Origin of the sequence: Hoeflea ulvae (assembly GCF_026619435.1) — a bacterium.
In the GTDB taxonomy this organism is placed as follows: Bacteria; Pseudomonadota; Alphaproteobacteria; order Rhizobiales; family Rhizobiaceae; genus Hoeflea; species Hoeflea ulvae.
This window is the reverse complement of the sequence record NZ_JAOVZQ010000001.1, coordinates 3,103,232-3,124,623: the sequence shown is the minus strand read 5'-3', so window position 1 is coordinate 3,124,623 and position 21,392 is coordinate 3,103,232. Positions and strand designations below refer to the sequence as shown.

The 21,392-nt window shown below is 61.7% G+C and carries 25 protein-coding genes and 1 tRNA gene; 17 read left to right on the top strand and 9 right to left on the bottom strand.

Going from position 1 to position 21,392, the window contains the following annotated elements; all coding sequences use genetic code 11:
- Nucleotides 1-160 precede the first annotated feature (160 nt).
- Nucleotides 161-658: a xanthine phosphoribosyltransferase gene (gpt, locus tag OEG82_RS14815; RefSeq protein ID WP_267613173.1), complete on the bottom strand. Its 498-nt coding sequence runs from the start codon at nt 656-658 to the stop codon at nt 161-163.
- A gap of 227 nt (nt 659-885) precedes the next feature.
- On the opposite strand from gpt, the gene OEG82_RS14810 reads away from it, so the two are divergent.
- Complete coding sequence (locus OEG82_RS14810) at nt 886-1,482, top strand: LysE family translocator (RefSeq protein WP_267613172.1); 597 nt, start codon at nt 886-888, stop codon at nt 1,480-1,482.
- Between the two features lie 41 nt (nt 1,483-1,523).
- Here OEG82_RS14810 and OEG82_RS14805 read toward each other — a convergent pair whose 3' ends face one another.
- Nucleotides 1,524-2,366, bottom strand: a complete 843-nt coding sequence (locus OEG82_RS14805) for a universal stress protein (RefSeq protein WP_267613171.1) — start codon at nt 2,364-2,366, stop codon at nt 1,524-1,526.
- Nucleotides 2,367-2,453: 87 nt separating this feature from the next.
- Nucleotides 2,454-3,215 carry a competence/damage-inducible protein A gene (locus OEG82_RS14800; RefSeq protein ID WP_267613170.1) on the bottom strand — a complete coding sequence of 254 codons (762 nt, stop codon included), beginning with the start codon at nt 3,213-3,215 and terminating at the stop codon, nt 2,454-2,456.
- 193 nt (nt 3,216-3,408) lie between these two features.
- Here OEG82_RS14800 and wrbA point away from each other — a divergent pair, with 193 nt between their 5' ends.
- Complete coding sequence (gene wrbA, locus OEG82_RS14795) at nt 3,409-4,008, top strand: NAD(P)H:quinone oxidoreductase (RefSeq protein ID WP_267613169.1); 600 nt, start codon at nt 3,409-3,411, stop codon at nt 4,006-4,008.
- Between the two features lie 143 nt (nt 4,009-4,151).
- Nucleotides 4,152-4,238: transfer RNA gene (locus OEG82_RS14790), tRNA-Leu, on the top strand.
- A 144-nt stretch (nt 4,239-4,382) separates the two neighbouring features.
- Here OEG82_RS14790 and OEG82_RS14785 read toward each other — a convergent pair.
- Entirely contained in the window at nt 4,383-4,982 is a 600-nt protein-coding gene (locus OEG82_RS14785; protein ID WP_267613168.1) for a sigma-70 family RNA polymerase sigma factor, read from the bottom strand.
- Nucleotides 4,969-5,154 carry a NepR family anti-sigma factor gene (locus OEG82_RS14780; RefSeq protein WP_267613167.1) on the bottom strand — a complete coding sequence of 62 codons (186 nt, stop codon included), beginning with the start codon at nt 5,152-5,154 and terminating at the stop codon, nt 4,969-4,971. Before OEG82_RS14780 ends, OEG82_RS14785 begins: the two co-directional genes overlap by 14 nt.
- Before the next feature lie 138 nt (nt 5,155-5,292).
- Here OEG82_RS14780 and OEG82_RS14775 point away from each other — a divergent pair, with 138 nt between their 5' ends.
- The 5 genes from OEG82_RS14775 (at nt 5,293) to OEG82_RS14755 (ending at nt 7,877) form a co-directional block, all read left to right on the top strand.
- Nucleotides 5,293-6,087 (top strand): response regulator, encoded by a 795-nt coding sequence (locus OEG82_RS14775; RefSeq protein WP_267613166.1) that lies wholly within the window; start codon nt 5,293-5,295, stop codon nt 6,085-6,087.
- 62 nt (nt 6,088-6,149) lie between these two features.
- On the top strand, nt 6,150-6,314 hold the full coding sequence (locus OEG82_RS14770; RefSeq protein WP_267613165.1) for a DUF1328 family protein: 165 nt from the start codon (nt 6,150-6,152) through the stop codon (nt 6,312-6,314).
- Between the two features lie 97 nt (nt 6,315-6,411).
- On the top strand, nt 6,412-6,999 hold the full coding sequence (locus OEG82_RS14765) for an HWE histidine kinase domain-containing protein (protein ID WP_267613164.1): 588 nt from the start codon (nt 6,412-6,414) through the stop codon (nt 6,997-6,999).
- Between the two features lie 11 nt (nt 7,000-7,010).
- On the top strand, nt 7,011-7,424 hold the full coding sequence (locus OEG82_RS14760; protein WP_267613163.1) for a sensor histidine kinase family protein: 414 nt from the start codon (nt 7,011-7,013) through the stop codon (nt 7,422-7,424).
- Nucleotides 7,425-7,541: 117 nt separating this feature from the next.
- Nucleotides 7,542-7,877: a hypothetical protein gene (locus tag OEG82_RS14755; protein ID WP_267613162.1), complete on the top strand. Its 336-nt coding sequence runs from the start codon at nt 7,542-7,544 to the stop codon at nt 7,875-7,877.
- Nucleotides 7,878-7,915: 38 nt separating this feature from the next.
- Here OEG82_RS14755 and OEG82_RS14750 read toward each other — a convergent pair whose 3' ends face one another.
- On the bottom strand, nt 7,916-9,166 hold the full coding sequence (locus tag OEG82_RS14750) for a DUF2254 domain-containing protein (RefSeq protein ID WP_267613161.1): 1,251 nt from the start codon (nt 9,164-9,166) through the stop codon (nt 7,916-7,918).
- A 237-nt stretch (nt 9,167-9,403) separates the two neighbouring features.
- Here OEG82_RS14750 and OEG82_RS14745 point away from each other — a divergent pair, with 237 nt between their 5' ends.
- The 8 genes from OEG82_RS14745 to OEG82_RS14710 all read left to right on the top strand — a co-directional run bounded on the left by OEG82_RS14745 (nt 9,404) and on the right by OEG82_RS14710 (nt 15,941).
- Nucleotides 9,404-9,601 (top strand): CsbD family protein, encoded by a 198-nt coding sequence (locus tag OEG82_RS14745; protein WP_267613160.1) that lies wholly within the window; start codon nt 9,404-9,406, stop codon nt 9,599-9,601.
- Between the two features lie 66 nt (nt 9,602-9,667).
- The gene (locus OEG82_RS14740; RefSeq protein WP_267613159.1) at nt 9,668-10,456 is read left to right on the top strand and encodes a Crp/Fnr family transcriptional regulator; all 789 of its coding nucleotides are present in this window, start codon (nt 9,668-9,670) and stop codon (nt 10,454-10,456) included.
- Between the two features lie 197 nt (nt 10,457-10,653).
- Nucleotides 10,654-12,345, top strand: coding sequence for a CHASE domain-containing protein (locus OEG82_RS14735; RefSeq protein WP_267613158.1), 1,692 nt, complete (start codon nt 10,654-10,656; stop codon nt 12,343-12,345).
- Between the two features lie 157 nt (nt 12,346-12,502).
- Complete coding sequence (locus OEG82_RS14730; RefSeq protein ID WP_267613157.1) at nt 12,503-13,741, top strand: AI-2E family transporter; 1,239 nt, start codon at nt 12,503-12,505, stop codon at nt 13,739-13,741.
- Nucleotides 13,738-14,808 carry a PRC-barrel domain-containing protein gene (locus OEG82_RS14725; protein ID WP_267613156.1) on the top strand — a complete coding sequence of 357 codons (1,071 nt, stop codon included), beginning with the start codon at nt 13,738-13,740 and terminating at the stop codon, nt 14,806-14,808. Before OEG82_RS14730 ends, OEG82_RS14725 begins: the two co-directional genes overlap by 4 nt.
- Before the next feature lie 132 nt (nt 14,809-14,940).
- On the top strand, nt 14,941-15,270 hold the full coding sequence (locus OEG82_RS14720; RefSeq protein WP_267613155.1) for a DUF883 C-terminal domain-containing protein: 330 nt from the start codon (nt 14,941-14,943) through the stop codon (nt 15,268-15,270).
- 8 nt (nt 15,271-15,278) lie between these two features.
- A complete protein-coding gene (locus tag OEG82_RS14715; protein ID WP_267613154.1) occupies nt 15,279-15,692 on the top strand; it encodes a hypothetical protein in 414 nt (137 codons plus the stop codon).
- A gap of 33 nt (nt 15,693-15,725) precedes the next feature.
- The gene (locus OEG82_RS14710) at nt 15,726-15,941 is read left to right on the top strand and encodes a hypothetical protein (protein WP_267613153.1); all 216 of its coding nucleotides are present in this window, start codon (nt 15,726-15,728) and stop codon (nt 15,939-15,941) included.
- Nucleotides 15,942-16,007: 66 nt separating this feature from the next.
- Here OEG82_RS14710 and OEG82_RS14705 read toward each other — a convergent pair whose 3' ends face one another.
- A complete protein-coding gene (locus tag OEG82_RS14705) occupies nt 16,008-17,510 on the bottom strand; it encodes a methyl-accepting chemotaxis protein (RefSeq protein WP_267613152.1) in 1,503 nt (500 codons plus the stop codon).
- An 86-nt stretch (nt 17,511-17,596) separates the two neighbouring features.
- Nucleotides 17,597-19,051 carry a TrkH family potassium uptake protein gene (locus OEG82_RS14700; protein WP_267613151.1) on the bottom strand — a complete coding sequence of 485 codons (1,455 nt, stop codon included), beginning with the start codon at nt 19,049-19,051 and terminating at the stop codon, nt 17,597-17,599.
- Nucleotides 19,052-19,126: 75 nt separating this feature from the next.
- Between OEG82_RS14700 and ilvA the strand changes: the two genes are divergently transcribed.
- The gene (gene ilvA / locus OEG82_RS14695; protein WP_267613150.1) at nt 19,127-20,401 is read left to right on the top strand and encodes a threonine ammonia-lyase IlvA; all 1,275 of its coding nucleotides are present in this window, start codon (nt 19,127-19,129) and stop codon (nt 20,399-20,401) included.
- Here ilvA and OEG82_RS14690 read toward each other — a convergent pair.
- Nucleotides 20,398-21,384 (bottom strand): alpha/beta hydrolase, encoded by a 987-nt coding sequence (locus tag OEG82_RS14690; protein WP_267613149.1) that lies wholly within the window; start codon nt 21,382-21,384, stop codon nt 20,398-20,400. The genes ilvA and OEG82_RS14690 overlap by 4 nt on opposite strands.
- Between the last annotated feature and the right edge of the window lie 8 nt (nt 21,385-21,392).

The window sequence follows — 21,392 nt, the reverse complement described above, 5'->3', positions numbered from 1 at the left end:
TCAAAAATGCAGCTCGCCGTTGTGACGGTCGCTGCTTTGCCGAAGCCCTGTCACGGACAGGACGGTCCGGCCGGCAGCCAGCGGAGCCGCTTGCCGGGCCAATCGGCGCGCGGACGGGACCAAGCCTTGCAGCATGCCCGCCGGCGCATAGAACCGGGATTTAGCCGCGGGAATCCTTGGCAATCGGTTCGACATAGGCAAAGCCCATGTCCCAGGGGAAATAGATCCAGGTGTCCTGGCTGACCTCGGTGACAAAGGTGTCGACCAGCGGCCGGCCCTTCGGCTTGGCATAGACGGTGGCGAAATGCGCCTTGGGCAGCATGGCGCGGACGATGGCCGCGGTCTTGCCGGTGTCGGTCAGGTCGTCGACGATGAGGACGCCTTCGCCCTCGGTCTCGAGGATATCGGAGTTGATTTCCTTGAGCACCTGCATTTCGCCCTGATTTACATAGTCATGATAGGAGGCGACCGAGACCGTATCGATGCGCCTTATGTCGAGCTCGCGGGAAATGATCGCCGCCGGAACCAGACCGCCACGGGTGATGCAGACGATGGCGTTCCAGGCATGGCCGGTTCCGCTCAGCCGCCAGGCCAGCGCCCGCGCATCGCGATGAAACTGGTCCCAGGAGACCGGAAAGGCTTTGTCTGGAAGGGACATGGCTGACTTCCTTGGTTTTTGGGGCGGCCCCGTCGGCTGCAGTTGCAAACTTAAGCGCCGCAAATAGCCGGAATCCGCTGCCGAAAGCAAGTCGGCGAAATTTTCATGCACTGTCCTGTGGATCGCTCGATGATTTGGCGGTGTGTGAGCTTCGCGGCTGGAATCGGGTGGCTGCGGAGTGCGCGGCGGGCCATCATCGATCATCACCGCAAAGCAAGGATGATCCGATGACCCTGTATGTTCTCACCCTGCTGGCCTTTCTGCTTCCGCTGGCCTACAGCCCCGGACCCGGCAATCTGTTCTTTGCTGCCCTTGGCGCGCGTTTCGGAACCATGGCGACGCTTCCGGCCAATGCCGGCTATCATGCTGCGACACTGGTGGTGACCGGGCTTGTCGGGGCAGGGCTGATTTCGGTGATTCATCCCGATACTGCGCTGTTTGACGTCCTGAAACTGGCCGGATCCGCCTATGTGCTTTGGCTGGCGTGGAAAATGGCGATATCGGGCCGTTCCAGCGCCAAAGCCGGCGACAACAGGGCCGGCTTTGCCGATGGTGCTTCGCTGCTTATTCTCAACCCCAAGGCCTATGTCATCATTCTGTTGATGTTTTCGCAGTTCGGGGCATCGGGGCCCGCCGACATGGTCGAACGCGTCTTGCTGATTTCCGTGGTGTTCACGCTGAACAATCTGCTGGCGTTCCTGCTGTGGACGCTGGCCGGCGATGGATTGGGACGGCTGTTTCGCAGCGAGTCCAGCGCCCGGCGCCTGAACCTGGCATTTGCATCCGTGCTGGCAGGCGTCGCGCTGTGGATGATGCTTGGCTGAATGGCGCGCGGGCTTTCGCAAGGCCCCGCGCGCCGGATCACTCAGCGCGACATCAGCACAGCCACCGGCGAGTTTTCCAGGAAGGCGCGGGTGACGCCGCCAAACAGCCATTCGCGCAGGCGCTGATGCGTATAGGCGCCCATCACCACCAGATCGGCATTGGTGGCGCTCACCTGGGTGGAGATGGCTTCGGCGGTCGAGCCCGTCCCTCTGGAGACCGTTGTCACATTGGCGTGGATGCCGTGACGTGACAGGCAGCTGGCGATGTCGGTGCCGGCCAGCGGCGCATCGATGTCGGGCAGCTTGTCGGGGTCGACCACGACGATCTCGACCGCATCCGCAGCCTTGAGCAGCGGCAGGGCATCGTGGGTGGCGCGGGCGGCTTCGCGCGATCCGTCCCAGGCGATGAGAATGCGCTTGATCGGCGTTGCCAGCTTGCCGCTTGAGGGTAGGAACAGCACCGGGCGTCCGCCTTCAAACAGCAGGGCCTCGACATTGGTGGCCATGTCCTCATTGGCCTTGCGGTCGGGCTGGCGCACGACCACCAGGTCGGCGGAGCGGGCGCTGGCCAGTGCCGAGACGGCGCTGTCGCCGCCGGGAGACCGCACCGGACGCCATTCATGCGACAGGCCGGCCAGATCGCAGGCCTTGTCGAAGGCGTCGCCGACCTCGCGCATGCGAGCGTCGGCCTGTTCGTACAGCGCGGCAATGGTGGCGGCGTCGGGGACGTCGATCGGCGCCGAGAGCACGACGAATTGTGACGGTTCGCCATGACAGCCAAGCACATGGACTTCCCTGCCGCCGGCAAAATCGGCAATGGCGGTGGTGACCGGAGCGACATCGGCAGGTGTGGAATAAACGGCGAGTATCGTGTGATAGGTCATAATCTGCTCCTTTGAGACGCCCCGACCGGGAAACGATCCGTCAATCATGGGCTTTGCTGCCGGAGCGCGCATTGATCCCGATCAAACCTAGCGGGGCCCGAGCCTTGCTCCGACGTCTGCCAGCATGGTTTCGACATCGGCTTTGGCCGCCGCGATCGCGGCCTGGTCGCGGCCGCGGATGACGATCTCGGTGGAGAAGGTGGTGCCGGAAAACCGCGGGTAGGAGCCGATATTGACATCCGGGTGGGCCTTGGCCACCGCCGTCAGCGGGTCGCCGATATCGCCTTCGCCATAAGGGCAATCGACCTTGTCGGAATAGACTTTTGCACCGGATTTCAAGGCCGGCAGAACATTGTCGAGCATGGCCTGGAAGACCGACGGGACGCCGGCCATGACATGGACATTGCCGATGATGAAGCCGGGCGCTCGGCTGACCGGATTGTCGATATGGGTGGCGCCCACCGGCATCCTCGCCATGCGGCGGCGGGCGTCGGTGAATTCCATGCCGCGCTCGGCATAATGGGCGCCAAGCAGATCGATGGCCCCGGCATCATGGCTGCAGGGCACGCCGAAGGCGGCGGCAACCGCATCGGCGGTGATGTCGTCATGGGTCGGGCCGATGCCGCCCGAGGTGAAGACATAATCATAGCGCGACCTGAGCGCATTGAGCGCCTCGATGATCCGCGCCTGGTCATCCGGCACGATGCGGACTTCCTTGAGATCGATGCCGGCCGCCGTCAGCAATTCGGCGAGATGACCGATGTTCTTGTCCCTGGTGCGGCCCGAGAGCAATTCGTCACCGATGGCGAGCGCGGCTGCGGTGACGGATGGGGCAGGGGCTTCGCTCATGGTCGGGATCCTTGGTTGGGTATGTTTGCATAAACCGCTTTCCGGGTCCGGCGCAAGCGATGCCGGGTTCAGGCTGGTGTGCTTAAATTGTGAACAATCCGTGCAGTATTTAGCGGGTTTCAGTGAACGTCAGATCGCCTATCTGTGGGGGATGATCCGCCGCCTGGTGCGGCCAAACCAAATGGAGACTAAGATGGCGAAAGTTCTGGTGCTTTACTATTCGAGCTGGGGACATGTGGAAGCGATGGCCAAGGCCGCCGTTGAAGGCGCAAAGGCCGGCGGTGCCGAAGTGACCCTCAAGCGGGTTCCGGAGCTTGTCCCCGAAGAGGTTGCAAAGGCCTCGCATTACAAGATGGACCAGGATGCGCCGGTGGCCGATCCGGGCGAGCTTGCCGAGTATGACGGCATCATTTTCGCCACGCCGACACGCTATGGCATGATGGCCTCGCAGATGAAGAATTTCCTCGACCAGACCGGCGCATTGTGGGCCTCGGGCGCCCTGATCGGCAAGGTCGGCTCGGTGATGACCTCGACGGCCACCCAGCATGGCGGCCAGGAATCGACAATCCTGAGCTTCCACACGGTACTGCTGCATCACGGCATGCTGATCGCCGGCCTGCCTTATTCCTTCGAAGGACAGTCGGGCGTCGACGAGGTCAAGGGCGGATCGCCCTATGGCGCAACCACGATTGCGGGTGGCGACGGATCGCGGCAACCGTCCGATGTCGAGCTTGAAGGCGCGCGGGTGCAGGGCAAGCGGGTGGCGGAAATCGCCGCCAAGCTCAGCGCCTGACCGGCATGAATGCCGAACCGGCGCTGATCCGGTGACAGAACGCGCCCCGCTGTTTTCTCGCAGCGGGGCGTTTTGTTGTTGTGGCCAATGACGGCGAAGCCCTTGCCTGCACGGCGAACCTCGGCTACCGGTTTGGGGGAGATGCGGACGTGGCGAAACTGGTAGACGCAAGGGACTTAAAATCCCTCGGCCGCAAGGCTGTACGGGTTCGATTCCCGTCGTCCGCACCAATTGCTTTGAACGATAGCTTATCGACTGCCCAGCAATCGGAATCACGTGACGGGGCCAGGAAACCCCGTAACGCTTATTTCGCTTGTGATGCAGAGACTTCGGCCGGACCGGCAACGGAGCCGGTTCGGTTGGTCAGTTGCGGCTTACCTGCCGGGGAAGGACTTGTTGACCAGCGGGGCCGAGGTGTTGTCGGGGCCGTATTCGTTTTCGCCGGTGATGGTCAGCATTTCCTGCAGCTTCGCACGTGCCCGGTTGACCCGGCTCTTGATGGTGCCGACAGCGACATCGGCGATCTCGGCGGCTTCCTCATAGGAAAAGCCGGAGGCACCGATCAGCACGATGGCTTCACGCTGATCATCGGGCAACTGGTCCAGCGCTTCCTTGAAATCGGCCATGTCCAGCTTGCCATATTGCTCGGGATGAGTGGCGAGATTGGCGGCGAAGACACCATCGGGATCGGGCATTTCCCGGCCCTTGCGGCGCATCTGGCTGTAGAATTCATTGCGCAGGATGGTGAACAGCCAGGCGCGCAGATTGGTGCCGGGCTGAAAACTTTCCTGCTTGCCCCAGGCCTTCATCACGGTTTCCTGGATCAGGTCGTCGGCACGGTCGTGGCGCCGGGCAAGCGAGAAGGCAAACGCACGCAGGCTGGGCAGCGTGGCGAGCATTTCCCGGCGGAAGGAAAACGTGTCCGTCGCGTCGGAGGTGATGGTGTCGGAGACGCCAGATTCAATTCGCGCCATTTTTGCCACCCGAACGTTCTGCCTGGTCGAGCTTTTCCAGCAGGTCGAGCAGCTGATCCGGAATCGGCTCCTGTTCGACCGACTTGTAATATCGTTTCAGTTGCGAACCGATGGCATCTGTCGTACCGCGATCGGCGGGATTTGCCCCGCCCTTGTTTGATTTTTCGATCATTGCCACCCAGCTCTTTCAAAATGAACACATGCATGCAGAATGCGCGAGATGAAAAAAAGTTCCAAGCCTCCGGAACTTTTTTTAGCCAGTGCGTTTTTGTCATGTTGCCACGTCCACGGGACAACCAAGAGGTCTAATATGTCGACACTTTCCATGCGCATTGCGCCGCATTTGCCTTACCTTCGCCGCTTCTCACGCGCCGTCACCGGCTCACAGACATCCGGCGATGCTTTTGTCGCCGCAATGCTGGAGGCCCTGATTGCCGATCTCAGCATTTTTCCAAACACCGGCAACGACCGCGTTGCGCTTTACAGCCTGTATTCCAAACTCTTTGACAGCCTTTCGGTTCCCATGCCCGAACACACCACCCCTTTCGGTTGGGAGAAGAAGGCCGCGGCAAATCTCGAAAACGTGACGCCGGATGCCCGCAAGGCGTTTCTTCTGATTGCAGTCGAGGGTTTCACCCCGGCTGAGACCGCCGAGATCCTGGACGTGGACCAGGAAGGCATCTCCGAGCTCATCGACAAGGCCGCCAAGGAAATCTCCGAACAGGTCGCCACCGACATCATGATCATCGAAGACGAACCGCTGATCGCCATGGATATCGAGGAAATGGTCGAGACCCTCGGTCACCGGGTGACGGGCATCGCGCGCACCCATGGCGAGGCGCTGGAGCTGTATAATCGCACCAAGCCGAAGATGGTGCTGGCCGACATTCAGCTCGCCGACGGCAGCTCGGGCATTGATGCGGTCAATGACATCCTGAAGAACGACACGCTGCCGGTGATCTTCATCACGGCGTTCCCCGAGCGTTTGCTCACGGGCGAGAAGCCAGAGCCGGCATTTCTCGTTACCAAGCCCTTCAATCCCGACATGGTCAAGGCGCTGATCAGCCAGGCCCTGTTCTTCAACAGCGCGGCGGAAACGGTTTAAGGGTCGGAACCAATTGGAAAACCGGGCGTTGGTGGCACATCGAATGACAAAGGAGATTTTCGATGCTGTACTACGCTCTCGTCTTTCTGGTTGTTGCCATCATCGCGGGAATTTTCGGATTTGGCGGCATCGCCGGCGCTTCGGCTGGCATCGCGCAGATCCTTTTCTTCCTGTTTCTTGCATTCCTGGTCATCTCTCTGGTGCTGAATTTTGTCCGCAAGGTATGACCGCCCGATACGGGAACTGCAAAGTGACCGCGGGCGCTGGACAAAACCCAGCGTCCGCCGTCCGTTTCAGCAGGCTCAAAAGCTTAAAGTACGTCCCATGACCAGCAAGCCGCTCACAGATTCCGACCGGATGAGGATAAAGCTCGCAGGCTTGCGCAGCGCCGGTGTGTTCACGATGTATCAGGACGCCGAACTGGCGATCCGCTTCGTCGCGAATTTCCCGGCCGGATGGCCCAGCGAAGTCGATCTCGACGGGAAGAATGACAGCGCGCTGTTTGGTGATCAGGCCGCCAAGGTGGCGGCGGCCAAGCGCCGGGTGCTGGAGGGCGGTGAGCCGAGCAAGCTCGAGATTCTGCGCGACGTGGATCAGGATCCGCACTGGTTCTTGTTGAAGATGGTTCCCGATATCGATGCTGACGGCGTGGTCATCGGCGTGTTCACCACTATACTTGACATTGATGATGTCAAATATCGCGAGGCGGTGCTCAAGACGCTTCTGCGCGAGCTCAATCATCGCTCGAAGAATCTTCTGGCCATTGTCCAGTCGATCGCCACTCAGACCGCGCGGTCGTCAGACGATCTGCCGGGCTTTCTCTATTCCTTCCGCAACCGCATCCAGTCGATGGCCCAGTCGCAGGATCTCGTGACCGCATCCGACTGGCGCGGGGCGGAGCTTTTGCGCTGACCAAATCCCAGTTGCAGCCGCTGTTCGGCGTGTTGCCCTCGGGCTTTCACATGGTCGGCGAGGATGCCTATCTGGCGCCCAATGCGGCGCTGCATCTGGGACTGGCGCTGCACGAACTGGCGATCGATTCGCTGGCCAGGGGTGCGCTCGGCCCGGGTGGCGGCACTGTAGAACTGGCCGCCGAAGAGCGCTCCAACGACAGCAACGAGCCGGAACTGGTCGTGACCTGGACCGAGACCTTTGCCGGGCCGCTGAGCGAGCAGGATATCGCGGCGAGCCAGAGCCCTGGATTTTCCCGCACCGTGCTTGGCCGGGTTGTCCCGCAGGCGCTGTCGGCTGAGGTGCATCACGAGCTGGTCAGCGACCGGATGGTTTACCAGCTGACCATTCCCGAAAGCCAGTACGAGGTCCGTTTCAAGCACTGAAACGCTGACCGACCGGCCATGCTGCCATTAACTTTTTGTTCATAAAATCGCTGTCTCCACCGGCTTTTGCGGAACCCGCAAGCTGCCGGGGCGTTTACTCTCCAAAGGAGACACGTCATGGAACACATTGCAGCCTTCATGTTGCTGATTGCCTGCAGCGATGATCTGCAGGCCTGTTCGGAGCAGCCCGCACCCGTCGAAGCCTATGAGACAGTAGAGCAGTGCAGGCAGGATCTTTCCCCAGCCATGGCATCGATGGCGCAGCTTCAGAAAAAGACTTTCGGCAAATGTGTCGAGATTGATCCGGCGCTGTTTTACGAAGATGCCGAGATCGTCTGGGATGTGACCGCTGCCGGTGGCATCGAGGTCGCCATCGAGCTGATCAACCCTGAGATGAGCATCGCCGCTGTTGCCCAGGCCGAAACACCGGCCAAAGCCAGCCAGTACAACTGACCCCAAAATTCAAGGTGACCGCGGATGATCGCGGCGCCTCAATCCTCGACAGCGAAATCAAGCCGGCTCTTGAGGAAATCCAGATCAGAACCGATCGGTTCGCCCGCGCCGGCAGTCTGAAGCAGGGCCTTGCCGTGAAACGCGATCAGCTTTTTCGCATCGGTGCCGGCAACGGAATAAAGCGCATTGAGCACCGTTGCCAGGTGGTCGAGCATCAGCACATTGCCTTCGGCGGCCTGCCGCAACGGATGCAGTGTCATGTTGAGCAGATCATCGAGCGACAGCCCGGGCACCTTGAGGCGGGCGACGCCATCGGTGTCGCAGCGCACGTCACCGCGCAGACCCTCAGAGACCGGCCTGACAAGGGCCGCGGCGATGCGGTCGGCGCAGGCAACGGCCGTGAAGCTGTCATTGACGCCGGGGGAGAGCGCACGCAGCGCGATCTCAAGCAGAATGCGGATCGAAAAGCGGATGTCGTCGACGGCGCCGCGATAGGGTTCCAGGCTGATTGATCTCGAGACGGCATTGACGGCCTTTTCGTCATCGGCGGAAAACCCGGCCATCGCCAAGGTCTGCCCGGTCAGCACGAAATCCCCCGGGGCCACGCGAACCGAGATATAGCTTTCGCGCTGGCGCGCCAGCTTGAGCAGGTCGGCCTCGTTGATCAGCGTGACATAGCCTGACTGTTCTGCCTTGATGACGGTGTCGAGATGGTCATCCTTGAAATCCCCCGAATCGGCGCCGGTTTCGACCAGCAGCCGGTTGACCTGCTGCTCGAGCTGTTCGGAAATCGTCGCCACTTCGGCGTCGATGGTGACGCTTTGCGAGACCGAATGCACGAAATGAATGACCTGCAGGACGGAGATCGCCGCCAGCAGAAAGGCCACGGCGACGGAGAGTTCGGGGCGGAACTCCGGCCCTGTGGCGCGCAGTACCGACAGGGCGTAGAGGAATGTTCCCCCAAGAAGTCCGGCGGTGATCTGATTGACACGGTCGCGCGAAAACCGCTGCAACAGCCGCGGCGCGATGTTGCCGGCGGCAAGCGTGAACACCACCAGCATGATCGAATAGACCAGGCCCAGCGTGGTGATGGCGGCGGTGGCGATGGTGGCGAGCAGCGATCTGGCGGTGTCGGTCGATATCGCCAGCCAGAAGGGCAGGGGATCGCCGACAATGGGAAAGCGCGCGTCCAGCCAGACAAGCGGAATGGCCAGCACCCACAAGGCAATCGCGATGCCGCCCGGGACACCGAGCAAGCCGTTGAGGGTGACAAATGATTTCATCTTCATCGACGCGTCCTTCAGGTCGGCGGATATCTGCCACGGGGCAGCATCGTTTGCCCTGATTAACAGGGTTGGCCGGTCGCTCCAACTGCCATGCTGCAGCCTGGCGAGGAATCGCAATTTCCAAAGCATTTCGAATAAGCCGGCAGCCCAGGGAACCAAACGCCTCACGCGACGTTGATGAGGCAAGCCGCTGCAGTCTCGCAGCCGGCTACCGAATTAACCGTCACAAGGAGTTTTGAGATGAACTGGGATATCGTTGAAGGCAAGTGGAACGAATACAAGGGCAAGGCTCAGGCACAGTGGGGCGAACTCACCAATGACGATCTCGACGTTGTCGAAGGCCGCCGCGACGAGCTGGCCGGCAAGATCCAGGCCCGTTATGGCAAGACCCGCGACGAAGCCGAGCGGGAAATCGATTCCTGGCTCAACCAGGGCTAATCGTCCGTTTCCAGAAAACCCCGGTAGCATGGTCTGCCGGGGTTTTTCGTTTTGAAAGTGATCCCGATGCGCGTCAAGAACCAGAGTGCGATTCCCGATGATGCGAGTCCCCTGGTTCGGCGTTTGGGCAAGGCGGTTCTTCTGACTTCGGAAGAGGTCGATTATCTCGAGACCATGCAGGTCAACCAGGCTGCGATCGCCCGTGGTGACAGTTTCGTCCAGGATGGCGAACCCTTGCGGGTCACGTTTCTGGTCCGTCAGGGATGGGTGATCCGCTACCGGGTGACGCCCGAGGGCCGGCGGCTTATCATCGGCGTTTCGCTGCCGGGCGATTTCATCGGCCTGCATGTCAATTTCAATCACACATCCATATTCACTGCTGCTGCGCTGACCAATGTGTCGCTGGCGCTGATCGATCCGGTGCGGATTCTTGAGATTCACCGCCGCTTTCCGGTGCTGGCCTCGGGGTTGGACTGGATGACGGTGCGCCACTCCAATATTCTGGCCGAACACAAGGTGTCGCTGGGCGCTCGCACCGCGGCACAGCGCATCCTGCATTTCCTGCTGGAACTGTGGGTCCGGCTCGAGCAGGTGGGGCTGGCAACCGACAAGGGGTTCGAGCTCGAACTCACCCAGGAGCAGATCGGCGATTGCATGGGACTGTCGACCGTGCACGTCAACCGCTCGCTCAGCCGGTTGACCAAGGAGAAACTGATCCAGAACGACAAGGGCATGATGACCTTTCCGCAGCTCAAGCGCGCGATCGCATTTGCCGATTTCGACCAGCGCTTCCTGATGGATTTTTCCGCCATTTCCGGCACGCCCAACTTGAAGGGGCGGACGGTCAGAAATTGATTTTCGATTAACCTGTTTAATAGACTGGCTTCTCGGTTGCGCCTAAGTGTGCGATTGATCTTCCGGCCAAAAGTAACCGACAAGTCGGGGCCACCGCGGGCATTTGGAGGTTCGTCATACGCATAGCTGTTCTCCCCTCCCTGGCCAAAATGGCCCGAACGCCCTGGCGGATTGTGTCCGGACTTGTGAAGAAGAGTATGAGTGTGTTGTATCGATTGCAGCCAGCACTGGTTTTTTTCGTGGTCGTGCTGGTCGGCCTGCTGACGGCTGCGGCGTCGTGGTACACGATCGACCAGGCCAACCGGATGAGCTTTGCGGCGATGGCCGACCGCTCGGTGCAGCGTCTGCGCGACCGCATCGACAACCACATGCTGCTGATCAAATCCACCGAAGCGCTGTTTGCCGGGTTGGGCGAGGTGCCAAGCGCCGAACAGTTCAGGGTATTTATCGGACGGCTGCAGAAAACCGAACAGTTCAGCGGCGTTCAGGGCATCGGTTTTGCACGCTATGTGCGCACCGGACCGCAGTCGGACGAGGCGATCGCTGCCGAGCTCGATCGCAATTACGGCATTTTGCGCGCACCCTGGCCCGAAACCAGCGAGGAAAACCGCACCCCGATCGTGCTGCTGGAGCCCAGGACCGACCGCAATGTCGCAGCCCTTGGCTATGACATGTTTTCCGAGCCGACGCGGCGCAAGGCGATTGTCGCGGCGCTGATCGAGCAGCGCATGCGCGCTTCGTCCGCGCTCCAGCTGGTTCAGGAAACGGCCGGGGACCCGCAATCGGGCTTTCTCATCTACATGCCGTTCTTCGCGGTCAATTCCGGACGGCCTCTGGGTTTCGTCTATGCGCCTTTCCGCGTCACCAATCTGTTTGAATCCGCGCTGAAGCGTATTCCGGTGCTGCCGATCCATGTGACCGCCTGGGACGGCAAGCCAGAAACCTCGAACCTGATCTATGAATCGCTCGGAGATCCGGGCCAGCGCCTCGGTGCGGCCCACACGGTGATGACAACGATCGACGTGGCAGGGCAGACCTGGACGCTGGAGATCCGGCCTTCGGAGGTTTACCGCTCGCCGGTCGACCAGACCCGTTCCTTCATGCTGGCGATCGCTTCGCTGCTGCTGGCGGCCGCGCTTGCGACTTCGTCGCGGTCGCAGCAACGAAACATCGAGGTGGGCGAGGCGCTGCGCCAGGAAACCGAACGGGCGCTGACCGAACGCGAGTTCCTGCTGCAGGAGATGAAGCACCGGATCAAGAACATGATCGCCCGGGTTCTGGCGATTTCGCGGCAGACCGCGCGTTCGTCCGAATCCCTTCCCGATTTCACCCAGTCCTTCAATGCGCGGTTGCAGGCAATGGCCGCGTCGCAGGATCTGCTGGCGCGAACCTCCTGGCAGGGAGCCGATCTCAAGACCCTGCTCAGCCAGGAACTCAAGCAAATTTTCGGCGACGAGCTGGATGAGGCACATCTGAACGGCCCGGCCATCGAGCTCAATGAAACTGCCGCCCAGGCCTTTGGCCTGGCGTTCCACGAGCTGGCGACCAATTCGCTCAAATATGGATCGGCGCGCTACAATTCCGGCATTCTGAAAGTGTCCTGGACCCTGAAGCGGGCCACGGGTCAGCCGCGCGAGCTGGTTTTGAACTGGTCCGAGCGCAGCGAGCAGCCGCTGGAGCCGCAAGAGGCGGAGGTGGTCGGCCACAAGGGCGGTTTCGGCACCCGGCTGCTCGATGCCACCATGCGGATCGAACTCGGCGGCGCGATATCCAGTGCGCCGCACAGCTACGGCATCGACGTCACCATCACGGTGCCGTTCGACAATGTGATTTCCCGACGCAAGCCCCCGGTCTCGACCAAGGCCCAACGCAAGCGCCGCGCGGAATAGGGGGCATGCCCGGCCGGGAGGCGGGCATGGTGCTGTTTTTCTTCCGTAAAGATGACTCCTCTGGCCAGGCTGCGCGCGGCTCCGGCTGCGGTAGCGGGCGGCTGTCCGGAACCTAAGCCAAGGCTGCGCGTTGGGGTCCTTTACAGGGAAATTTTTGATGAAACGACCGTATCGTATCGATCCGCCAGTGGTCCGCATCGCTGCGCGTTCAAACATGGACGCCAGCCTGCAATCCATGGCCCGCGTTGCGGTCATTGCCATTGGCGTGGTGGCGATCTTCGCCGCACTCGATTACACCCAGCCGCTGCTGGCGCCGGTCTGTCTCGCAGTCGTTACCGGCCTGATGGCCTCGCCGGTTGCCTCGATGCTGGAGCGCCGTCTGCCGGCCTCTATGTCGGCGGCCATCGTGGTGGTGCTGTTTCTCGGCCTGATCGCGTCCGCCGTTGCGCTTTTTTCGATGCCGCTGTCGATCTGGTCCGACAAATTGCCGGAAATCTGGCGCGAGTTGCAGCGGCATCTGCTGGACTGGCGCACGGTGTTCGACACGCTGGGCGGCGTGCAGGAACAGATCCGCACCATTGCCGGCGGCAAGGCCGAGATGACGGTCGACATCCAGGACAGCTCGGCCATCGAGGAAATCGCCACGCTGGCGCCGGCGCTGGTGGCGCAGATCATCCTGTATCTGGCAAGCCTCTATTTCTTCCTGGCGACGCGGCACTCGATCCGGATCAGCGTGCTGTCGCTGTGCTTCAGCCGCCGCTCGCGGCTGAAAACAGCACGCATCTTCCGCGACGCCGAATGGTTCGTGTCGCGCTATCTCCTGTCGATTTCGGTGATCAATGCCGGGCTGGGCCTCGCGACGTCGGCGGCGATGTGGATGCTGGGCGTGCCGCAGCCGTTCCTGTGGGGCATGCTGGCCTTCATTCTCAACTATGTCGTCTATATCGGCCCCGCTGTCATGGCCGGCATCCTGCTCGGTGTCGGGCTGGCGACCTGGAACAGCCCGCCGGCGATCTTCTTTCCGATGGCGGTCTATCTGACCCTCAACATGATCGAGGCGCAGTTCGTCACTCCGCAGGTGATCGGCCGGGCGGTGACGCTCAATCCGTTCTTCGTGTTTTTGTCACTGGCCTTCTGGATCTGGCTCTGGGGACCCATTGGCGGGCTGCTCGCGGTGCCGTTCCTGCTCATCGGTTACGCGGTGATGCGCAACGCCGTGCCGCTCCCTGCCGCACCGACGGGCCACAGGGTTGTAACGAAAAAAATTGAAATCTTTCGGAACTCGCGAGGGGTGGACGGCGTTCCTATGCTGTCAACGCCGCCGAGCCGGCCCAGCGCTCTCACACACGGACCCGCCCGGCGAGCACCTTTCGATGCAAAGAGGAATTTACCATGATTAAGACGCTTTTGGCCAGTACCGCCCTTACCGCCCTTGTCGCCACGTCTGCATTTGCAGCCAGCCACACATCTGCGACCGACACAAATGCAGCTGCGACGACCACAACAGAGACCAATGCTGCTGCAACCACGGATACGAATGCGGCTGCAACCACCGACACCAATGCGGCGACCACAGCGACGTCCGACACAGCCGACATGGCTCACTCCAACGTCACGCAGCACGGCGCCACTCTCGCCAGCGATCTGATCGGTTCGGCCGTTTACGGCTCGTCAGCAGAAGATGCCGACATGATCGGTGACGTCAACGACGTCGTCATCAGCCCTGAAGGCGAAGTTGCCTCCGTCATTATCGGAGTCGGCGGTTTCCTCGGAATCGGCGAAAAGGACGTTGAAGTCGAATACGGCGCCATCGAATGGGCCGACCGCGACGGCGACCGTTGGCTCGTGGCCAACATGACCCGCGAACAGCTTGAAGCTGCACCGGCCTTCGACCGCACGCTGATCTACGACGAAGCCCGCTCCGAGCCTGAAGGTGTCGACACCACCCAGAACATGGCGGCAGACAACACCCAGCCGATGGCCACTGACAACAACCAGGCAGCAGTGCCGGCAGCTCCTGCAGACAACACTGCCGCTGACACCACTGCCGAACGGGTCGAAAACGGCGAAAGCGCCGTTGCCGAAGCCGAAGAAAAGACCATGACCATCGACCGCATGTCGATGACCGCCGTCACCGTTGGCGACATCAGTGCAGACGATCTGATCGGCCGCACCGTCTATGGCGCCAATGATGAAAACATCGGCGAAATCGGCGACGTGCTGCTGAGCGCCGACAACCAGATCGACGGTTTCGTCCTCGATGTGGGCGGTTTCCTCGGCATGGGTGAAAAGGAAGTGGCAGTTTCGCCGGAAAACCTCGACATCCGCGCTGATGCCGATGGCAACCTGACTGTCTTCACGCCCTTCACCCAGGAGCAGCTTGAAGGCCAGCCGGAATACAATGAAGACACATGGGAAACCGACCGTGATTCGGTGATCATGATTGCACCGACTGCCGGCTAATCCGGTACCAGTGCAACATCAAAGGGCCGCCGGAGCAATCCGGCGGCCTTTTTGCATGAAGCAGACGATTGCAGGGAACCGATAGGGTGGTGGCGCGTTGGTGCGGTGAACCCAATCAAAGGAGACTTTTCCATGGCCCTAGGCAAATCCACACGCGACGACAAATCCAATCCGATGGTTGATGACATTGCAGAGCGCACCGCCCGGATCCGGGAAGAGCTTGCCGCGCTCGGAGAAGCCCTGGCAGGCGCCGGCGCGCTCAAGGCCGGTGTAGCCCGCGAAGCCGCCGAATCGCGCGTCGACGAAATCCTGCGCAATGGCGAAAAGCTCGTCTCCGAAATGTCCGGCCAGCTTTCCAGCGCCGAGCGGAAGGTTTCTGCAGGCGTGCGTGACAATCCGCTGCAGGCCGTCGGCATTGCCGTTGCTGCCGGCTTCCTGGCCGCTCTCGTGATGCGCCGGTAGAGCAGCAGATGTTTTCAAACATCCCCATTGCGACCATCGTCTCGGCTTTTGCCGGGGCGAAGGCGCGGCAGATCAAACGTGATGCCATGGTGCTTGCCTTTGTCGGGTTGATGACCCTGATGGCAAGCGGCGCCCTTTTCGGCGCCTTTGCCCTGTCCATCGCCGAGACCCATGGGGCGATCTACGGACTGCTGGCGGCAGCCGGCCTGGCAATAGTCCTCGGCCTGCTGGCCCTGGCTGTCCGTGCCTGGCTGCGCATGCGCGCCAGACGGCGTCAGCGGATCGCGGTGACAAGCACAGCCTCCGCCTTTGCCATTACATCGGCGTCCAATGCGATCGCCCAGAACAAGACAACCGCAATCATTGCAGGGCTGGTCATCGGCCTGGCAGCAGGCGCCTTGACCCGGTCCAGCCGCAGCTGACCCGCAAGGCCCGATCAACAGGGAAGTTTACACATGAAAGAACCAATCGATCCGATCAATGTCCGCCAGGCGCGGCAGGGCAGGCCGGTGCTGCTCATTCTGGTGGTCAGCCTGGCGCTGGCGCTGGTGGCGGCCTGGGTGCTCTGGGGTGCCTTCAGCGACGTGGAAGACACAACTACATTGTCGATGAATACGTTGACCGCACCCGTCGCGCAGCTTGAACTGATCGATGGTCTGACACGGGCCTGATCTTTCAGGCGATAAAACGGCCCCGGCCGCGGCGCTGCTGAAACAGCTGCCGCGGCCGGTTGCCGTTCAGAGACTGATCTTGAAGCCGATGCGCAGGCCGCCCCAATGCCTGCCATTGACCATGATCGGTGCCGAAAGGTCCTTCATCAGGCTGTATACCCCGCCGCCCATGTCGCGGCGATAGGTCTGCAGCAGGAAGGGTTTGCGGTTTCGTCCGGCCGCAAGTCCGGTGCGATCGTCAAACAGCCGCCGATTGCGGCAATGTGCGGTGTTCCAGACCGGGTCGGGGCCCTGCGGCCGGGAGAACACGCGGTTGTGGGTCGGCAGGTAGCCGTTGCGGTCGACGGCGGCGCAAAACAGCACACGCGGGTCGAATTCCAGCATGGCTTCCTGAATGGGTGGCAGCAGCCGGTCGGTGTGGCGGGTGAACCGCGTCATGTGCTGCTGCGGATCGGTGCCGGGCAGGGGCTGATAGTTCTCGTCAAACAGATCCGCCATCGACATGATCCCGGATCTGATCGTCTGCTCGAACAGGGCGGCCACCTCTTCGGCCTTTTCCATGCAGTGCCGGATCAGCGGCGTATCGGCGGTGACCACACCGCTCTCGGCAACCTCTCCGATCACATTTTCCGAAAACGACACCAGGCGGTCGATCTTTGTGCTGGCCGCGGTCAGCATTTCGGCGCTGGTATGGACCTGGGTGTCGAGGTCGGAGACCTTGGCCAGCACGGTTGCGCAGGCGCGGGTGGTTTCCTCGACCGGACTGGCGATGCGTTCGATCTCGGTGATCATTCCGGCGACGCTCTGGCTGAAGCCGGAGAACTTCTTCAGCTCGCTTTCGATTTCGGTCGAGCGCTTGAACGCGGCGGTCGCCGCGGTTTCGTTTTCGATGTTCTGTTTCTGCATCTGGTCGACGATCTCGCGCAAAGCCTGAAGCCTGGCCACCATGTCGCGCGAGACCGTTCCGGTCTGTTCGGCCAGTTGCTTGACGGCGTCGGCGATGACGGCGAAGCCGCGGCCGGCGTTGCCCGCGTGTGCTGCCATGATGCCGGCATTGACGGCCAGGATCTGGGTCTGGGTGGCGATTCCCTGAATGGCCTCCGAGAAGGAGTGGACTTCGGTGATCTGGCTCGCAACGGCGTCAAGCACGCCGGTGGTCTCGGTGGCATTGGTCGCCATCGACTTGATGTCTGACACTGCATTGATGAGAATGCCGCTGACGCTCTGCGTGGTGGTTTCCAGCCCCTTGTGGGTGGATTTGGCCGACACGATTGCGCCGTTGGAGGCCTCGGCCACGGTCTGGTTGGAGCGCGCGATCATCGAGACGTCGCGGGTCAGCGCGTGCAGCTCCTCGGCCTGCACCGAGAGCGAGCCCGAGACATCGCCGATCATGCCGCTGGTGTCGGCAATGTTGATCGACAATTCACCGATCTGCGATCCGATGACATTCATGGCGCGTTCGAGCCGGGCCTGATCCTGGGCCGGCGCCTCGGCATCGACAATGATTGGCGGCCCCGCATCAGCGGCGACAGCCGGTTCGTTAAGACAAGAAACCTGCACAGCCTGCATTTTGAATTTCCTCCACCCTCGGAAAGGAAAGCAGAGCTTGGTTAACCAGTGAATAATGAGGGGTGATAATTTGTGTTGTTCTGGGGCTATTCGCGCCAGAAGGCGGGCAGCAAAAGCACCAGAACCGCGAGGATTTCGAGCCGACCGAGCAGCATCAGGAACACCAGGATGATCTTGGCGGGATCGCCAAGCGAGGCAAAATTGCCGGCGGGCCCGATCACGGGTCCGATACCCGGGCCGACATTGGCCAGCGCCGTGATCGAGCCGGAAATCGCTGTCTCGACATCAAGCCCGGTGGCAGCCAGCGCAACCGAACCGAGCGCCCAGATGCCGACATAGGCGCAGACGAACAGGAACACCGTGCGCTGCATGTCCGGTTCGACAGCGACCGAGCCGTAGCGCACCGGGCGGACGCTGTGGGGATAGATCAGCCGCATCAGACCGGCGCGGATCGATCCGTAGATGATCACCAGCCGGTAGGCCTTGATGCCGCCGGCGGTGGAGCCGGAACATCCGCCCAGGAAGGTGGCCATGAACAGGATTACCACCGCCAGCGGCCCCCACAGCGTGTAGTCGGTGCTGGCAAAGCCGGTCGTGGTGATGATCGAGACGACATTGAAGGCGGCATGGGTGAGCGCCGGACCGAAGCTCTCGCCCTGGGACAGCCGCAGGCTGAGCGCGATGGTCAGGGTCAGCACCACGACGAGGCCGGCATAGGCATAGATCTGGGGATCGCGTAGCGCATCGAGGCGTCCGCGGACGGCAAACAGGATCAGCACCGAAAAGGGCAGGCCGGCAATGGCCATGAAGATGGTTGCGGTCCAGATCAGACCCGCGGACTGGAAGGCGCCGAAGGATGCGTCATGGGTCGAGAAGCCGCCGGTCGCCATGGTGGTCATGGCATGGTTGATGGCGTCGAAATCGCTCATGCCGAGCACCTTGTAGAGAATGGCGCAGGTAAGCGTCAGGCCGATATAGATGGCAAAGAAGGCGCGGACGAAGACGGCAAAGCGCTCGAACGGCTTTTCCGAAGTGTCGGAAGATTCCATCTTGAACACGGTGAAGCCGCCGACCTTGAGATAGGGCAGCACCAGAAGGCCGAGCGCGACAATGCCGATGCCGCCGATCCATTGCAGCAGCGACCTCCACAGCAACAGTCCCGGCGGAGCGGAATCAAGGCCCGAGATCACGGTGGCGCCGGTGGTGGTGACAGCCGAGACCGATTCAAACAGCGCATCGGCCATGTCGAGCCCGAGCGAGGCCAGGTAGAACGGAATGGCGCCGGTCACCGACAGCACGATCCACAACAGATTTACCAGCAGGAAGCCCAGGCGCCGTGAAAACGGCGCATTGGCGCCGCGGGTGGATGCGGCCGCGGCGAGACAGACGGCACCGACGGAAAAGGAGGAGACGGTGAAGACCTGCCAGTCGGGATTGCCGAAATAGAAATCCACCGCCGCCGGCGCCAGCATGGCTGCCGAGAGATACAGTCCCGCCATGGATGCAATGAACACCGCGGATCGGATGGTCTGGGCGTGCAAGCCGTGTCCCTCATGATAACCGGATCGAGCCGGTTCTGGTTGGCAACCGCCGGGTTCCCGTGGCATAGACCGACGATGACCGAAAAACAATCACCTGATGCTTTCCGTGCCTGCGCCGATGGCGCCCTTGAGCACATGCGCTCCCTGTTCGCGGCCACGCCGCTGCAGCTCAATGATCATCTGTCGGCCCGATACGGCGCGCGGATCTGGCTGAAGCGGGAGGATCTGTCGCCGGTGCGCTCCTACAAGATCCGCGGCGCCTTCAACTTCATCCGCAAGGCGCTGGACGCCAATCCGGACCAGGCGCTGTTCGTCTGTGCCTCGGCCGGCAATCACGCGCAGGGCTTTGCCTATGTCTGCCGGCATTTTTCACGCAAGGGGGTGATCTTCATGCCGGTGACAACGCCGCAGCAGAAGATCGACAAGACCCGGATCTTTGGCGGCGAGTTCATCGAGATCAGGCTGATCGGGGATTTTTTCGACGCCTGCTATGATGCGGCGCGGGACTATGCCGTCGCCGAAGGCGCGCTGATGGCGCCGCCCTTCGACCATGACGACATCATCGAGGGGCAGGCGACGGTCGGCGCCGAGATTGCCAGCCAGTTGCCGGAGGGCGAGGCCCCGGACCTGATCGTGCTGCCGGTGGGCGGCGGCGGGCTTTCGGCGGGCATGGCGCGCTATTTCGAAGGGCGGGTGGACAATGACCGGTTCCTGCTCACCGAGCCTGCCGGCGCGCCCAGCCTGCAGCAGAGCCTTGAGGCCGGTCACCGGGTGAAGCTGACCAAGATCGACAATTTCGTCGATGGCGCCGCAGTGGCGGAGATCGGCGAGCGCAATTTCGAGATCCTGAAGCGGTTTCGTCCCGACCAGGTGCTGGTGGTACCGGAAAACGCCATCTGCCTGACCATGACGACGATCCTGAACACCGAAGGCATCGTGCTCGAGCCTGCCGGCGCGCTGTCGCTGTCGGCACTGGACATGCTGGGACCGGAGGTGCTTGCCGGCAAGACCGTGGTGGCGGTGGTCTCGGGCGGCAATTTCGATTTCGAACGGCTGCCCGACGTCAAGGAACGGGCAATGCGTTATGCCGGGACCAAGAAATATTTCATTCTGCGGCTGGCGCAACGGCCCGGCGCCCTGAGCGATTTCCTGGCCCTTCTGGGGCCGGAAGACGATATTGCGCGCTTCGAGTATCTGAAAAAATCGGCGCGCAATTTCGGCTCGATCCTGATCGGCATCGAAACCCGAAAGCCCGGCAATTTCGATCGCCTGATTGAAGTCTTCGACCAGGCCGGGTTGAGCTACCAGGATATCACCGACAACGAGATCATTGCCAATCTGATCATCTAAAGCGCAGCGATCCAGTCCGCGGCCTGTTGCGCCAGACGCTCCGTGGTCGAGGGCGAGAGCGCGTCCCCGGCAATCACATGATTGTTCGGATCATCGCTGTCGGTGACCTCGATGGTTTGGCTGGGGCCGCCCCAGTCCGCGGCGCGTTTGCCGGCCAGTTCGGGCTGAATGATGCGGTCCTGGGGGGAGTAGACAAACAAAGTCGGGATCTCGAGCTTGCGCACATCGACCTGTCTGGCGAGATCCACCAGCAGGCCCATCTGCACCACTGCGAGGCTCGGATAGTCCGTGGTCCAGAATTTGGCGTGGGTGGCGTTTTTCGGCTCGAAGGAGCGCCGCTCGCCGAGGATCGCCGGCACCAGCTTTTCCGCCCATGGCATCGTCAGCAGTCTCGATCCGGACGCCTGGACGCCGTAATTGGGCGAAATCTGCACCAGTCCGGCGACATCGCGCATCAACTCGGGCTGTGCTGCGCCCCATACCGCAAGCGAAGCACCTGTCGAGGTCGCCATGATGACGACGCGTTCGCCCAGTCTGCGGCCGATGGCGATTGCCTCGGCGAGATCATTGACCCAGCCATTGATGCTGGCCTCGATCATGGCGTCGCCGCTGCGGCCATGGCCCCTGAGCCGGGCATAATAGAGATTTGCGCCGAGCCGGGCCGCGACGAGATCGGGAAGCGGGCGGAGTTCGCCCGGGCTGGCCGAGAAGCCGTGGATATAGATGATGGCCAGCGGCGTGCGGGCTTTCGAAGCCGGATAGGCCCAGACGATCTGCCGCTCATTGCCGGGCCGCAGATCCTCGAACCGGGCTTCGGACTGCGCCAGATGGGCATCAAGGTCGTCGGGGAGGGCGGCCTCATCAAAACTGATCGTGGTGTCGGCCACCGGACGGGGCCCGAGGGCATAGGCCGTCACGCCGGCGACAATCAGAAGTCCGATGAAATACAGCACCTTGCGCGTCCTTGAAGCCTGCTTCGCCATGCGGAACC

Excerpts from the sequence above, each read along its gene's own strand:
- OEG82_RS14805 (WP_267613171.1), bottom strand. The coding sequence starts at position 2,366 with ATGACCTATCACACGATACTCGCCGTTTATTCCACACCTGCCGATGTC.
- OEG82_RS14750 (WP_267613161.1), bottom strand. The coding sequence starts at position 9,166 with ATGAAGATGAAATCATTTGTCACCCTCAACGGCTTGCTCGGTGTCCCG.
- wrbA (WP_267613169.1), top strand. The coding sequence starts at position 3,409 with ATGGCGAAAGTTCTGGTGCTTTACTATTCGAGCTGGGGACATGTGGAA.
- OEG82_RS14705 (WP_267613152.1), bottom strand. The coding sequence starts at position 17,510 with ATGCAGGCTGTGCAGGTTTCTTGTCTTAACGAACCGGCTGTCGCCGCT.
- OEG82_RS14730 (WP_267613157.1), top strand. The coding sequence starts at position 12,503 with ATGAAACGACCGTATCGTATCGATCCGCCAGTGGTCCGCATCGCTGCG.
- OEG82_RS14810 (WP_267613172.1), top strand. The coding sequence starts at position 886 with ATGACCCTGTATGTTCTCACCCTGCTGGCCTTTCTGCTTCCGCTGGCC.
- gpt (WP_267613173.1), bottom strand. The coding sequence starts at position 658 with ATGTCCCTTCCAGACAAAGCCTTTCCGGTCTCCTGGGACCAGTTTCAT.
- OEG82_RS14800 (WP_267613170.1), bottom strand. The coding sequence starts at position 3,215 with ATGAGCGAAGCCCCTGCCCCATCCGTCACCGCAGCCGCGCTCGCCATC.
- OEG82_RS14755 (WP_267613162.1), top strand. The coding sequence starts at position 7,542 with ATGGAACACATTGCAGCCTTCATGTTGCTGATTGCCTGCAGCGATGAT.
- OEG82_RS14720 (WP_267613155.1), top strand. The coding sequence starts at position 14,941 with ATGGCCCTAGGCAAATCCACACGCGACGACAAATCCAATCCGATGGTT.
- OEG82_RS14775 (WP_267613166.1), top strand. The coding sequence starts at position 5,293 with ATGTCGACACTTTCCATGCGCATTGCGCCGCATTTGCCTTACCTTCGC.
- OEG82_RS14780 (WP_267613167.1), bottom strand. The coding sequence starts at position 5,154 with ATGATCGAAAAATCAAACAAGGGCGGGGCAAATCCCGCCGATCGCGGT.
- OEG82_RS14740 (WP_267613159.1), top strand. The coding sequence starts at position 9,668 with ATGCGCGTCAAGAACCAGAGTGCGATTCCCGATGATGCGAGTCCCCTG.
- OEG82_RS14745 (WP_267613160.1), top strand. The coding sequence starts at position 9,404 with ATGAACTGGGATATCGTTGAAGGCAAGTGGAACGAATACAAGGGCAAG.
- OEG82_RS14770 (WP_267613165.1), top strand. The coding sequence starts at position 6,150 with ATGCTGTACTACGCTCTCGTCTTTCTGGTTGTTGCCATCATCGCGGGA.
- OEG82_RS14725 (WP_267613156.1), top strand. The coding sequence starts at position 13,738 with ATGATTAAGACGCTTTTGGCCAGTACCGCCCTTACCGCCCTTGTCGCC.
- OEG82_RS14785 (WP_267613168.1), bottom strand. The coding sequence starts at position 4,982 with ATGGCGCGAATTGAATCTGGCGTCTCCGACACCATCACCTCCGACGCG.
- ilvA (WP_267613150.1), top strand. The coding sequence starts at position 19,127 with ATGACCGAAAAACAATCACCTGATGCTTTCCGTGCCTGCGCCGATGGC.
- OEG82_RS14690 (WP_267613149.1), bottom strand. The coding sequence starts at position 21,384 with ATGGCGAAGCAGGCTTCAAGGACGCGCAAGGTGCTGTATTTCATCGGA.
- OEG82_RS14735 (WP_267613158.1), top strand. The coding sequence starts at position 10,654 with ATGAGTGTGTTGTATCGATTGCAGCCAGCACTGGTTTTTTTCGTGGTC.
- OEG82_RS14715 (WP_267613154.1), top strand. The coding sequence starts at position 15,279 with ATGTTTTCAAACATCCCCATTGCGACCATCGTCTCGGCTTTTGCCGGG.
- OEG82_RS14765 (WP_267613164.1), top strand. The coding sequence starts at position 6,412 with ATGACCAGCAAGCCGCTCACAGATTCCGACCGGATGAGGATAAAGCTC.
- OEG82_RS14710 (WP_267613153.1), top strand. The coding sequence starts at position 15,726 with ATGAAAGAACCAATCGATCCGATCAATGTCCGCCAGGCGCGGCAGGGC.